15 protein-coding genes and 1 riboswitch are annotated in these 12,617 nt (G+C 66.2%); of the genes, 8 read left to right on the top strand and 7 right to left on the bottom strand.

Annotation, left to right across the window (positions count from 1 at the left end; translation table 11 throughout):
• Positions 1-109 precede the first annotated feature (109 nt).
• The 6 genes from G5B40_RS08015 to G5B40_RS07990 all read left to right on the top strand — a co-directional run bounded on the left by G5B40_RS08015 (position 110) and on the right by G5B40_RS07990 (position 4,056).
• Positions 110-520, top strand: a complete 411-nt coding sequence (locus G5B40_RS08015; RefSeq protein WP_165097273.1) for a DUF1330 domain-containing protein — start codon at positions 110-112, stop codon at positions 518-520.
• Between the two features lie 106 nt (positions 521-626).
• Complete coding sequence (locus G5B40_RS08010; RefSeq protein ID WP_165097271.1) at positions 627-1,502, top strand: 3-hydroxybutyryl-CoA dehydrogenase; 876 nt, start codon at positions 627-629, stop codon at positions 1,500-1,502.
• A 104-nt stretch (positions 1,503-1,606) separates the two neighbouring features.
• Positions 1,607-2,185: a YceI family protein gene (locus tag G5B40_RS08005; protein ID WP_165097269.1), complete on the top strand. Its 579-nt coding sequence runs from the start codon at positions 1,607-1,609 to the stop codon at positions 2,183-2,185.
• Positions 2,186-2,304: 119 nt separating this feature from the next.
• Positions 2,305-2,886, top strand: coding sequence for a YceI family protein (locus G5B40_RS08000; RefSeq protein ID WP_165097266.1), 582 nt, complete (start codon positions 2,305-2,307; stop codon positions 2,884-2,886).
• Between the two features lie 21 nt (positions 2,887-2,907).
• The gene (locus G5B40_RS07995; RefSeq protein ID WP_165097263.1) at positions 2,908-3,477 is read left to right on the top strand and encodes a YceI family protein; all 570 of its coding nucleotides are present in this window, start codon (positions 2,908-2,910) and stop codon (positions 3,475-3,477) included.
• A gap of 9 nt (positions 3,478-3,486) precedes the next feature.
• On the top strand, positions 3,487-4,056 hold the full coding sequence (locus tag G5B40_RS07990) for a cytochrome b (RefSeq protein WP_165097260.1): 570 nt from the start codon (positions 3,487-3,489) through the stop codon (positions 4,054-4,056).
• A 3-nt stretch (positions 4,057-4,059) separates the two neighbouring features.
• On the opposite strand, the gene G5B40_RS07985 is transcribed toward G5B40_RS07990, so the two are convergent.
• A complete protein-coding gene (locus tag G5B40_RS07985; RefSeq protein WP_165097257.1) occupies positions 4,060-4,938 on the bottom strand; it encodes an SMP-30/gluconolactonase/LRE family protein in 879 nt (292 codons plus the stop codon).
• Positions 4,939-5,189: 251 nt separating this feature from the next.
• Between G5B40_RS07985 and G5B40_RS07980 the strand changes: the two genes are divergently transcribed.
• Positions 5,190-5,948 (top strand): SDR family NAD(P)-dependent oxidoreductase, encoded by a 759-nt coding sequence (locus G5B40_RS07980; protein ID WP_179961606.1) that lies wholly within the window; start codon positions 5,190-5,192, stop codon positions 5,946-5,948.
• Between the two features lie 36 nt (positions 5,949-5,984).
• On the opposite strand, the gene G5B40_RS07975 is transcribed toward G5B40_RS07980, so the two are convergent.
• Entirely contained in the window at positions 5,985-6,542 is a 558-nt protein-coding gene (locus G5B40_RS07975; RefSeq protein ID WP_165097254.1) for a GNAT family N-acetyltransferase, read from the bottom strand.
• A 31-nt stretch (positions 6,543-6,573) separates the two neighbouring features.
• A complete protein-coding gene (gene leuB, locus G5B40_RS07970; protein ID WP_165097251.1) occupies positions 6,574-7,677 on the bottom strand; it encodes a 3-isopropylmalate dehydrogenase in 1,104 nt (367 codons plus the stop codon).
• Between the two features lie 224 nt (positions 7,678-7,901).
• Positions 7,902-8,007: riboswitch (glycine riboswitch) on the top strand.
• Between the two features lie 35 nt (positions 8,008-8,042).
• Between leuB and G5B40_RS07965 the strand changes: the two genes are divergently transcribed.
• The gene (locus tag G5B40_RS07965; RefSeq protein WP_165097249.1) at positions 8,043-9,263 is read left to right on the top strand and encodes a D-amino acid dehydrogenase; all 1,221 of its coding nucleotides are present in this window, start codon (positions 8,043-8,045) and stop codon (positions 9,261-9,263) included.
• Positions 9,264-9,291: 28 nt separating this feature from the next.
• Here the strand turns inward: G5B40_RS07965 and pheS are convergent, their stop codons facing one another.
• From pheS to rpmI, 4 genes are all read right to left on the bottom strand, one after another.
• On the bottom strand, positions 9,292-10,362 hold the full coding sequence (pheS, locus tag G5B40_RS07960) for a phenylalanine--tRNA ligase subunit alpha (RefSeq protein ID WP_165103395.1): 1,071 nt from the start codon (positions 10,360-10,362) through the stop codon (positions 9,292-9,294).
• 86 nt (positions 10,363-10,448) lie between these two features.
• Positions 10,449-11,891 (bottom strand): NAD-dependent succinate-semialdehyde dehydrogenase, encoded by a 1,443-nt coding sequence (locus tag G5B40_RS07955; RefSeq protein ID WP_165097247.1) that lies wholly within the window; start codon positions 11,889-11,891, stop codon positions 10,449-10,451.
• A 113-nt stretch (positions 11,892-12,004) separates the two neighbouring features.
• On the bottom strand, positions 12,005-12,367 hold the full coding sequence (gene rplT / locus G5B40_RS07950; RefSeq protein WP_165097245.1) for a 50S ribosomal protein L20: 363 nt from the start codon (positions 12,365-12,367) through the stop codon (positions 12,005-12,007).
• 17 nt (positions 12,368-12,384) lie between these two features.
• On the bottom strand, positions 12,385-12,582 hold the full coding sequence (rpmI, locus tag G5B40_RS07945; protein WP_165097243.1) for a 50S ribosomal protein L35: 198 nt from the start codon (positions 12,580-12,582) through the stop codon (positions 12,385-12,387).
• Positions 12,583-12,617: the final 35 nt, after the last annotated feature.

Below are 12,617 nucleotides of genomic sequence, written 5' to 3'. Positions count from 1 at the left end.
GCGCCGAGGCGCCGATTGAAAGCGGTGTTTTCGTCGCAGGGACGCCTGACCGCGCCTTACGCTCGGGGGCGCGCGCCGTTAGACTGGCGCGAAGAAGAGGATAAGCCCGATGAATATCGACCCGACACGACCGCAGTTCGAAGCCTTCAAGGTGCTGCCGCGCAACCGCCCGGTGAACATGCTCAACCTGGTGAAACTGCGCGAGAAAGCGCGCTATGCGGACGGGCGCGCCGCGACGGGCGCCGTGGCCTACGCCGCCTATGGCCGCGAGAGCAAGCCGGTCCTGGCGAAGGTCGGCGGCGAGATCATCTGGCGCGGCGCGCCGGAATGCATGCTGATCGGGCCGGAGACGGAGACCTGGCATATCGCCTTCATCGCCCGGTATCCGACCGCCGGCGCCTTCCTCGCCATGGTCACCGACCCGGACTATCAGAAAGCGGTGATCCATCGGCAGGCGGCGGTTGAGGACAGCAGGCTGATCCGCATGGGCGATCTCGCGGGCGGCGGCGGCTTCGGATGAACGCGCGGGGCGCGCAGCGCCCCTTGCCCCGGTCGGCCGTCGCGCCTAGTTTGTCGCAGCGCAATATAAGCACAGGCGGGCGCTGCGGCCCGCGCAGGGGATATGGATGACGATCAAGACGGTCGGCGTGATCGGGGCCGGGCAGATGGGCAATGGCATCGCCCATGTATTCGCCCTCGCCGGATATGAGGTTCTACTCAACGATATCGACCCTGAGGTCGCACGGAATGCGGTCACTTTCATTGGTGAGAATCTCGGCCGCCAGGTCGGCAAGGGCCTGATCGAGGAGGCCGACCGGGAGGCGGCGCTGGCGCGTATCACGCCTGTCGAGGCGCTTGGCGACATCGCCCGCACCGACCTGGTGATCGAGGCCGCGACCGAGAACGAGGCCGTGAAGCGCGAGATCTTCAAGACGCTGCTGCCGGACCTGAAGCCGGAGACGATCCTCACCACCAACACGTCCTCGATCTCGATCACCCGGCTCGCCTCCGGCACGGACCGGCCCGAGCGGTTCATGGGCTTTCATTTCATGAATCCGGTCCCGCTGATGCAACTGGTCGAACTTATCCGAGGCATCGCCACCGACGAGCAGACTTTCGAAACGCTGAAAGGCGTCGTTGATACGCTCGGCAAGACCTACGCGACGGCGGAGGATTTCCCCGCGTTCATCGTCAATCGCATCCTGATGCCGATGATCAACGAGGCGATCTACACGCTTTATGAGGGCGTCGGCACGGTGGAGAGCATCGACACCTCGCTCAAGCTCGGCGCCAATCACCCGATGGGGCCGCTGGCGCTTGCGGATTTCATCGGACTCGACATCTGCCTCGCGATCATGAACGTGCTGCATGAGGGGTTGGCGGATACGAAATATCGGCCCTGTCCGCTGCTGACCAAATATGTCGAGGCCGGGTGGCTGGGCCGCAAGACGAGCCGCGGCTTCTACGATTACAGGGGCGAGCACCCGGTTCCCACCCGCTGACGGCGTTTCTCGGCGAACGGCCTCCGCCAGCGCGACCCGCTCCAGGGGGTTGCGCGGGCCGGTTGAATCGTGCGGGATGTCTCTTTCGATTTTGGAGATGGCCGATGATGAGAACGATACTCAGCGTGGTGGGCGCGGCGACTCTGCTGACGGCGGCGCCGCTCGCGGCGGAACCGTGGAAGCTCGACAAGGATCATGTCCATGTCACGTTCACGGTGGACAATATCGGCTTTTCCACAACGCAGGGCCAGTTCCGTGATTTCGACGCCGAGATCGATTTCGACCCCGAGAATATCGAGGCCGCCTCGGTCACCTTCACGCTCAAGTCCGATAGCGTCGACACCAATTCAAAATCGCGTGACAATCATGTGAAGAGCAAGGAGTTCCTAGACGTCAAGAACTTCCCCGAGATCGTCTTCCGCTCCACGAAGGTGCGTCTTGTCGACGACCGGACGGCGGAGATCACCGGCGAGATGTCGATGAAGGGCGTGACGCAAGAGGAGGTGTTCACCGCGCATCTCGTCCGTATCGGCCCGTCGCCCTTCAACGCAGAGGACACGATCGCCGGTTTTTATGTCGAAGGCGAACTGGACCGCACCGATTACGGCGTCTCCTACGGCGTGCCGGCGATTGGCGCCAAGGTTCCGATCCGCATCGACATCCAGATGAATCCGGAATCGTGATCGCCCGGCTCCCCGAATGGACGACCGGCAGTGGACAATCTGTTTGCGGCGGGGTCATTGTCATGCCGGCAAGCGGCCCCATGTCCAATGCTGACAGTGACAGGAACCGGAGCTTCAGTATGCGAGCATCTTCCATCGCCACCGCCTTCGCCGCGGCGCTTACGCTGACTGCCGCGCCGCTCGCGGCCGCGCCCTGGACGATCGACAAGGCCCATACGGCCGTCGCATTCAGCGTCGACCATCTCGGGTTTTCCCTGGTGAACGGCGTTTTCCGCGAGTTCGACGCGACGGTCGATTTCGACCCCGAGAATATGGAGACGGCGTCTGTCTCCTTCACCATTCGCGCGGCGAGCGTGGATACCTTCTGGGAGGCCCGCGACAAGCACCTCAGGAGCGGCGATTTCCTCGACGTGGAGGCGCATCCGGAAATCACCTTCACCTCGAAACAGGTGCGGTTGACCGGGCCGAACACGGCGGAAATCACCGGGGACGTCACGATCAAGGGCGAGACGCGCGAAGAGACTTTCGTCGCCACGCTTCGGCGCATCGGCCCTTCGCCGTTCAACCCGGATATTCAGATCGCCGGTCTCGCCATCGAGGGTGAGATCGACAGGACGGAATACGGCGTCGATTTCGGCGCGCCGGCGATCGGCGCGACGATTCCGATCCGTATCGACACGGAAATCAGCCCGGCGGGGTGACGAAATGGCGGGAGCGCGGCGATGATCCGGCCTGTCGCCGCGCTGTTTCCGCTCGCCTACGTGCTGGCGGGCGGGCCGGGCGAGGCGGAGCCCAGGGCCTGGCGGATCGACGCGGACGCCTCGCGACTCGCCATCACCTATCTGATCAACGGCGCGCCGCGCCGGGGCGAAATCGGACGATTCACGGGGTGGGCGCGCCTTGACGCCGACGATCCGGAGTCGGCCGAGATGGAGCTGGAGATCGACATGGCCAGCGTCGATGTCGGGGATCCATTCGGCACCGCCATCGTCAAGACGGTCGACTGGTTCTTCGTGTCCGAATATCCGACAGGAAGATATGTGCTGGACCGGATGGAGCCGGTCGGCGAGGGTCAATACCGGGCGACCGGGCGGCTTACGATGCGCGGCGTGGAGCACACGGTCGTGGGCGAACTGACCGTCGCCTTTTCCGCGGGCGTCGCCGAAGCCGCCGGCGGGGCGGAGTTCGCGCGCAGTCTTTATGGCGTCGGCGTGGGTTTCACCGCCTTGTTTGTCGATGTGGGCGACACGGTCGCGGTCGAATACGACCTGATCGCACACCCGGTGAAGTGAGGAGAGCGCATGTCGCTTCGCAACACCGCTACAGCCTGGGGCTGGCCTGCGCGGCTGTTGCATTGGGCGATTGCGGCGCTGATCTTCTTCATGCTCGGGCTCGGATTCTACATGGCCGAGCTCGTCTCCGACATCTACGAGCAGTTCGCGCTGGTGCAGCTCCACAAGAGCTGGGGCTTCACGGTTTTCGTGCTCGTGCTGATCCGGATCGTCTGGCGGCTGATGAACCGCACGCCGGACGCGCCACCGCATGCCGGCGCCGCGGAGAGGACATTCGCGCGTCTCGGTCACTACGCCCTCTACGCGCTGATGCTCGCGTTGCCGCTATCGGGCTGGTTGATGGCTTCCGCCTCCGAGCTGCAGGAGATGTACGGCATCCGCAACATGGTTTTCGGCCTCTTCGAATTGCCGGATCCGTTCCAGCCCGGCGACAAGACGCTGGAAGAGTGGCTGAGAGCGGTTCATTTCTGGTGCGCGCTCGCGCTCACCATCATGCTGATCGGCCATGCGGGCGCGGCGCTGAAGCACCATTTCATCGACCGCGACAATGTGCTGACCCGGATGATCAGCGGGCGTTGACGTTCAGTCGGGAAACAGCCGTTTCGCGTAGCGATCTTCGGGAAGGCCCGTAACCCCCGGCTCGGCGATGAACAGCCCGCCGGAGAGCGGCGCTTCGCGCGCCTGCGCATCGCTAAGGTTTTCGCGCGCGGTTGTGATGTAGAGCCGGTCGAGCTTCTCGCCGCCGAAGCAGGCGAGGGTGACCTGCGGCGCCGGTACGTCGATGCGCGCGCCCTCGGTCCCGTCCGGCATGATCCGCTGCACCCGTCCGCCCCAGAACCGGGCGTTCCAGAGCGCGCCCTCGGCGTCGACGCAGGAGCCGTCGGGGAAGCCGGACCGATCCTGGCAGGTGAAGAAGGTCTCGGCGGGGCCGAGCGCGCCGCTCTCCGGGTCATAGGGATAGCGGCGGATGATCTTCGTCGGCGTGTCGGCGAAATACATCCAGCGCCCGTCCGGCGAGAAGCAGATCGAATTGGAGACGCCGATTCCGGTTTCCAGCACCCCGACCGCGCCGTCATAGCGGATCAGCGAAGAGGTCGGCTTCATCCCGCCCTCGTCCATCCCGCCGACAATGAAGCGGCCCTGTCGGTCGCAGCGCCCGTCATTGAGGCGGCTGCTCTTGTGATCCGGCTCGAACTCCGTCAGCCGCTCCAGCCGGTTGCGCTCGGTGTCCCAAGCGAAAAGGCCGCTCTCGAACGCGGCGAGGATGCGGTTCTCGGGGTCGAAGGCGAAGCTGCCGAGCCGCTCATGCGTTTCGATCCGCTCGACCGACCCGCCATCCGCGTCGCAGGACCAGAGCGCGTGGCCCTGTATGTCGGTCCACCAGATGCGGGCGTGGTCCGGGTTCCATTGCACGCCCTCGCCGAGAACGCATTTCGCATCGACCAGAAGTTCCGCTTTCATGCCCGCTCCGGCTTTCTCCGAGAATGATTTCGACAGAATAGCCTTGTCGGCGACGTCCGCCACCCGTTCCGGGCCGCCGCGCGCGCCATACTATATTCTGAAGAATTTCATGCGCGGAGGTCGCGCGCATCATGCGTTAGGGTGCGATACAGTTCGCCAGGAGGAGATCGCCGGATGTCAGATGTGGAGCGAAGCGCCGAAACAAAGCCATCGAAGACCGCTGGCGACGCGTCTGCGGCCGGGGGCGCCAAGTGAGCGCGCGCTATGAGGATCTCGCGGGCCGCACCGTGTTCATCTCCGGTGGGGCGACGGGCATCGGCGCCGATCTGGTCGCCGCCTTCCACGGGCAGGGGGCGGAGGTGTTTTTCGTCGATATCGACCGCGCGGCGGGCGAGCGGTTGTGTGATGCGCTGGCCGCAAATGGCGCGCCGCCGCGTTTCACCGAATGCGACGTCACCGACGAAGCGGCGCTCAAGGCGGCGCTGGAGGCGGCGGAGGAGGGTGGCGGCCTCGACGTTCTGATCAACAATGCGGCCAACGACACCCGCCGCAAGCTGGAGGAAGTCGACGCCGAAACATGGCGGCGCGCGGTCGATGTGAATCTTCGCCATCAATTCGTCGCGGCGCAGACCGCCGCGCCCTGGATGAAGGCGCGCGGGCGCGGCGTGATCGTCAATTTCGCATCCATTGCGCCGGAGGCGATGGTTCCCGACCTCGCCGTCTATAATATCTGCAAGGCGGGGGTGCGGGGATTGACCCGCTCGCTCGCGCGCGATCTCGGCGGGTTTGGCGTGCGCGTCAACAGCATCCTGCCGGGCGCGATCCTGACCGAGCGGCAGCGAAAACTCTGGTTTCGGGATCAGGCCGCGATCGACGCGGTGGTCGCGCGGCAATGCCTGCCGCTCGAGTTGAACGGCGGCCATGTCGCGGCGATGGCGCTGTTTCTCGCCTCCGATGCTGCGGCGGGCTGCACGGCGCAGGATTTCATCGTCGATGCGGGGACGATCTGAGCCGCGCCGCTCCGGGAGGCGCCGGGTCGAACCGGTTCAGACCGCACGCGCCATCACCGCCGCGCGCGGCGGGCCGAGAAAGACCGACGCCAGGACGCCGCCGCGCATCCCGACGACGCGAAAGCCGCGCCGCTCGTAGAGCGCGCGCGCGCGATCGTTGCCGAGCGCGACGTCGAGAAGAAGTTCGCGCGCCCCACGCTCACGCGCCAGCGCCGCAACGCGTTCGATCAGCGCGGCGCCGATCCCGTGACCGCGCGCGTCGGCGCGCACGACGATCCCGTCGAGAAGAAAGCGCCCCGGACCCACCGGTCGCGCGAAAAGCTGGAAGAGCGGCGCGCGCCATAGCGCGCCAGGCCCGTAGATCGTCCAGAAATCGTCGGTTTCGCCGCCGAAGAGCCCGCCGGTTCCGTCCTGGAAGCCAGCGAGACCGAGAAGCCCGCCCGCCTCGTCCAGCGCCGCGACGCCGTAAGCGGGGCGGATGACGCGCGCGAGGAAGCTTTCCGCCCGCGCGTCACGCCCGAGCGCCGGGCCGAGCATCGGCGCGAAGCCCTGAAAGAAGAGCCGCGCCGCCTCCGCCCGCAACGCTTCAGGCAAGCCGACGCGTAGCCTGGGCGTCGTCACCGGATCAGGCGGCGGCCATCTTCGCGAGAATGGCGTCAGTCATCTCGGTCGTGCCGACCTTCGTTCCGCCCTCGACGGTCATCAGGTCGGGCGTGCGCAGCCCGTCGGCGAGCGCCGCCTCGACCGCGCCCTCGACCAGCGCCGCCGCCTCGCCCATGTCGAAGGAATAGCGCAGCGCCATCGCGAAGGAGAGGATGCAGGCGATCGGGTTGGCGAGGCCCTGACCGGCGATGTCGGGCGCCGAGCCGTGCACCGGCTCGTAAAGCGCCTTGGGACGCCCGTTCGCCATCGGCAGGCCGAGCGAAGCCGAGGGCAGCATGCCGAGCGAGCCGGTGAGCATCGCCGCGATGTCGGAGAGAAGATCGCCGAAGAGATTGTCGGTCACGATCACGTCGAACTGCTTCGGGGCGCGCACGAGCTGCATGGCGCCGGCGTCGGCGTACATGTGGCTGGTCTCGATCTCCGGATATTCGGCATCGGCGATCTTCTGCACCTCCTCGCGCCAGAGAACGCCCGATTCCATCACATTGGCCTTCTCCATCGAGCAGAGCTTGCCGTTGCGTTTCTTCGCCAGCTCGAAAGCGGCGCGGGCGACGCGCTGGATCTCGGAGGTGGTGTAGCGCTGGGTGTTGATCCCGACCCGCTCATTGCCTTCGGTGAAGACGCCGCGCGGCTCGCCGAAATAGACGCCGGAGGTCAGCTCGCGCACGATCATGATGTCGAGCCCGGCGATCACGTCATGCTTGAGCGAGGAGGCGGCGGCGAGCGCGTCGAAACAGACGGCGGGACGGAGATTGGCGAAGAGGTCCATCTCCTTCCTGAGCCGCAAGAGCCCGCGCTCCGGCTTCACGTTGAAATCGAGCGCGTCGTATTTCGGGCCGCCGACCGCGCCGAGGAGGACGGCGTCCACCTCCTGCGCTTTCGCCATCGTGTCGTCATGGAGCGGCGTTCCGTGCGCGTCATAGGCGGCGCCGCCGACGATATCCTCGGTGACGTCGAAGCTGATGTCCTTTTCCTTTTCCAGCCAGTCGATCACGCGGCGGACCTCGGTCATCACTTCGGGGCCGATCCCGTCGCCGGGCAGGATGAGAAGGGAGGGTTTGGACATTGGGGCTTCCTCTGATTGGGATTGCAGATCGCCTAGCCGCCCCCTCGGACGAGGTCAAGGCGAGGGACGGCGCCCCACCCCCGAGGCGGAATTTTCATTGCGAAACTTCGCGCCCTCGCGTATCCGGGCCGCGCAGACACGTCGCGACGGGAGAGAGCGGGCGGTGGCCCGCCGCCGAAGGAGCAACCGCCCCGGAATCTCTCAGGCGCCAGGGACCGGCGCGGCGTCAACACTCCGAAGAGTGGCCGAAAGGCCCGCCGAAGGAGCATCCCCGACCGGCATGGGCCGTCCGCGGGGCAAACTCTCAGGCCCGAAGACGGAGGGGGCGGGCGGCCGGAGGCCGCTGATGCCCGAGGAGTCTCAATATGACGCATATCGCCGTGATCGGCGCCGGCGTGACCGGCGTGACCACTGCTTACGAGCTTTCCCGACTCGGTTTCGAGGTGACGGTGTTCGACCGTCAGCGCTACGCCGCGATGGAGAGCAGTTTCGCCAACGGCGCCCAGCTTTCCGCCTCCAACGCCGAGACATGGACGCAATGGGGGACGGTGCTGAAGGGGCTGAAATGGATGCTCCGGCGCGATGCGCCGCTCCTCGTCAACCCGAAGCCGGAATGGCGGAAGCTGAAATGGATGGCGGCGTTTCTCGGGCAGATCCCGAACTATCGCGCGAACACGATCGAGACCGTGCGCCTGGCGCTGAAGGCCCGCGAGGCGCTTTTCGAGACGGCGGAGCGCGAAGGAATCGACTTCAACCTGGAAAAGCGCGGCATCCTGCATTTCTATTCGACCGAGGCCGATTTCGCCCATGCGAAGAAGGTCGACCTGATGCTGGCCGAGGGCGGGCTGGAGCGCCGCCAGCTGGCTGGACATGAATTGCGGCAGATCGAGCCGGCGCTCGCGGGCGATTTCATCGGCGGTTTCTTCACCCCGTCCGACAGCACCGGCGACGTGCACGACTTCACCATGGGCCTTGCGCGCGCCTGCGAGAAGGCCGGCGTGACCTTTCGCTTCGAGACGACGGTGACCGACGCCAGACGCGACGGCGGCGGCCTGCGGTTCACGACGCGAACGGGAGAGATCCATCGTTTCGACGGGGTGGTGATCTGCGCCGGCGTCTCCAGCCCGGAATTCGCAAAATCGCTGGGCGACGAGGTGAATATCTATCCGGTGAAGGGCTATTCGATCACCATTCCGCTCGACGACGAGCAGAGCCGAGCCGCCGCGCCGTGGGTCAGCCTGCTGGACGACCGCGCGAAGATCGTCGCCAGCCGGCTGGGCGAGGGGCGGCTGCGCATCGCCGGGACGGCCGAGTTCAATGGCTACAACCGCGATATCCGCGCCGACCGGATCGCGCCGCTGACGAAATGGACCGAGGCCTACTTTCCCGGCGTCTCGACCGAGCATGTGAAGCCCTGGGCGGGGCTCAGGCCGATGATGCCGTCGATGCTGCCGCGTGTCGGGGCCGGAAAGGTGAAGGGCGTCTTCTTCAACACCGGCCACGGCCATCTCGGCTGGACGCTCTCGTCGGCGACGGCGCGGATCGTCGCCGAAGCAGTGGCGGGGGCTTACCCGAAGACGAACTGAGGGCGGCGTGCGCCGGCGGCGCTGACGCTCAGGCGCTCAGCCCGCCATGCGCGGTCGGGATGTCGAGCGCGGCGAAGCCGAAATGACGGAGCCATCTGAGATCGCTGTCGAAGAAGGCGCGGAGATCGGGCACGCCGTATTTCAGCATCGCCAGCCGGTCGATGCCCATGCCGAAGGCGAAGCCCTGCCACGCATCCGGATCGATTCCGCCTGACCGCAGGACATGCGGGTGGATCATGCCGGAGCCGAGAACCTCCATCCAGTCGTCGCCCTCGCCGATGCGGAGCTGGCCGCCGGCCCATGAGCACTGGATGTCGACTTCGGCCGAGGGTTCGGTGAACGGGAAATGGGAGGCCCGAAAGCGCGTCTTCACCGACGCGCCGAAGAAGGCGGAGAAGAATTCCTCGAGGCACCATTTCAGGTTCGCCATCGAGATGTCGCGATCGATCGCCAGACCTTCGAGTTGATGGAACATGGGCGTGTGGGTCTGGTCGTAATCGGCGCGGTAGACCCGGCCCGGGCAGATGAACCGCGCCGGGGCGCCGCCCTCCAGCAGCCCGCGGATCTGCACCGGCGAGGTGTGGGTCCTGAGGACATGCGGCGGCCGCTCGTCGCCCTCCGCTCGCGCCATGTAGAAGGTGTCCATCTCGGTCCGGGTCGGGTGCTCGGGCGGGATGTTGAGCGCGTCGAAATTGTGCCAGTCGGTTTCGATCTGCGGGCCTTCCTCGACCGCGAAACCAAGTTCGGCGAAGATCGCAGTGACTTCCTCGGTGACCTGGCTGACGGGGTGGATCGAACCCTGCGGGGCGGGGCGGGGGGGGAGGGTGACGTCGAGCCATTCCGTCCTGAGCCGCTCGGCCAGCGCGGCGTCGGCGAGGGCGGCGCGGCCGGCGGCGATCGCGGCGGCGATCTCGTCCTTCAGCGCATTGAGGGCGGGGCCGGCGGTCTTGCGCTCCTCTGGCGACATCGCGCCGAGCGCGCGCATCGCGAGGCTGATCTCTCCCTTCTTGCCGAGCGCGGCGAGGCGCGCCTCCTCCAGCTCCGCTTCGTCGCCGGCGGCGGCGATCCGACCGAGATATTTTTCGCGCAGATCGTCCAGCCGGTCCATCATGCCCTCTCGTCAGGTTTCGACGCGGAGTTACCGGGCCGGGCCGGGGCGCGCAAGGGCGCCCCGGCCGCAAGGCGTCAGACGCCGACTTCGGTGACGAACTTCACCCGCTGATAGGCTTCGAGCCCCTCGATTCCGCCCTCGGAGCCGTAGCCGCTCTCGTTGACGCCGCCGAACGGGGTTTCGGGGGTGGAGACGGCCGGGTTGTTGACGCCGACCATGCCGGAATTCAGCCCGTCCGACATCGCCCGCGCCGTCGCTCCGTTCGAGGTCCAGACATAGGAGGCGAGGCCGAAGGACAGGGCGTTCGCGCGCTCCAGCACGTCGTCGATCCCCTTGAAGGGAGCGACCGGGGCGAGCGGGCCGAAAGGCTCCTCGTTCATGATCATCGCGTCGTCCGGCACATCGGAAAGCACGGTCGGTGCGAAGAAGGAGCCGACATTGCCGATCCGTTCGGCGCCGGTGGTGATCCTGGCGCCGTGCTCGCGCGCGTCGTTGAGGAAGGTCTCCATCACCTCGATCCGGCGTTCGGCGATCAGCGGACCCATCTCGACGCCCTTGTCCATGCCGTTGCCGACCTTCAGTGATTTGGCGACTTCGGTCAGACCTTCGACGAAATGCGGATAGACCTTCTCCTGCACGAAGAAGCGGGTCGGCGAGATGCAAACCTGCCCGGCGTTGCGGAACTTGAAGCCGCCCATGGTCTTCACGGCCTTCTCCACGTCGGCGTCGTCGAAAACCACGACCGGCGCGTGGCCGCCGAGTTCCATCGTGCAGCGCTTCAGCGTGTCGGCGGCGAGCTTTTGCAGGTGTTTGCCGACCGGAACGGAGCCGGTGAAGGAGAGTTTCTTGCAGACCGGGGACGCCAGAAGATGCCGGGAGACCGTGTCGGGAACGCCGAACACCATGTTGAGAACGCCGTCAGGCAGGCCCGCGTCCTGCAGCGCGCGGGCGATGGCGACGGCGGTCCCGGGGGTTTCCTCTGAGGGCTTGATGATGATCGAACAGCCGGCGCCGAGCGCCCCGGAAATCTTGCGGATGACATTGGTGCCGGGGAAGTTCCAGGCGACGAATGCGGCCACCGGGCCCACGGGCTCCCTCACCACCATCTGCCGCGCGCCGGGGACGCGACTGGGAACGATGCGTCCGTAGACGCGCTTTCCCTCCTCCCCATACCAGCGGAACATGTCGATAACGAAGCCGACCTCCAACTTCGATTCGCCGAAGGGTTTGCCCTGTTCGCGGGTCAGCGTCTCGGCGACCGCGTCGATCCGGTCCTCGAGGATGCGCGCCGCGCCCTCCATCACCTTCTGCCGCGCGAGAGGGCTGGTGTTGCGCCAGATCTCGAAGCCTTTTTCGGCCGCCGCCAGCGCCATGTCGAGTTCGGCGGCGGAGGCGTGCGGGCAGACGCCGAGAACTTCGCCGGTCGCCGGGTTGATGATGTCTTCGCCGCCGCCGTCGCCGCCATCCTTTCCCCGCCAGGCGCCGTCGATCAGCATCTCGATTGTTTCATAGGCCATGTTGGGGCTCCTTTTCCGAATCGTTTGCGCCTGACCCTATCCGCCGCGCCGGAAAAGAAAACGCCCGCGACGGAGTTCCGTCGCGGGCGCCCTGTCTGCGATTCCGAAAGACGTCAGGCCAGCGCGGCCTTCGCCTGATCGACGATGGTGTTGAACGCCGCCGGCTCGTGCACCGCGAGATCGGCAAGCACCTTGCGGTCCACCTCGATCCCCGCGATCGCGAGGCCGTTGATGAAGCGCGAATAGGTCAAGCTGTCGTCATGCGCGCGGACGGCGGCGTTGATCCGCTGGATCCAGAGCGCGCGGAAGTTCCGCTTGCGGACCTTGCGGTCGCGCGTCGCGTATTCCTGCGCCTTGTCCACCGCCTGCTTGGCGACGCGGATGACGTTGCTGCGCCGACCGTAATAACCGGCGGCGGCCTTGCGGATCTTGGCGTGGCGGGCGTGCGTGGTGACGCCGCGTTTTACTCGTGACATGTCTCAGCGCTCCCGTGTCAGCCGTAGGGCATCATTTTCTTGACGATCTTCGCATCCGGCTCCGACAGGATCGTCGTTCCGCGCGCATTGCGGAGGAACTTGTTCGTCCGCTTGATCATCCCGTGGCGTTTGCCCGCCTGCTGGCCGCGGACGAGGCCGCTGGCCGTGAGCCTGAAGCGTTTCTTGACGCTCGACTTGGTCTTCATCTTGGGCATTTCGGTCTCCTCTCTGGTGAAGAGCGTTCAGGAAC

It is taken from the genome of Pikeienuella piscinae (assembly GCF_011044155.1).
GTDB classification, from domain to species: Bacteria; Pseudomonadota; Alphaproteobacteria; order Rhodobacterales; family Rhodobacteraceae; genus Pikeienuella; species Pikeienuella piscinae.
Note: the sequence above shows the minus strand (reverse complement) of the source record. Positions and strands in the feature narration are given on the sequence as shown.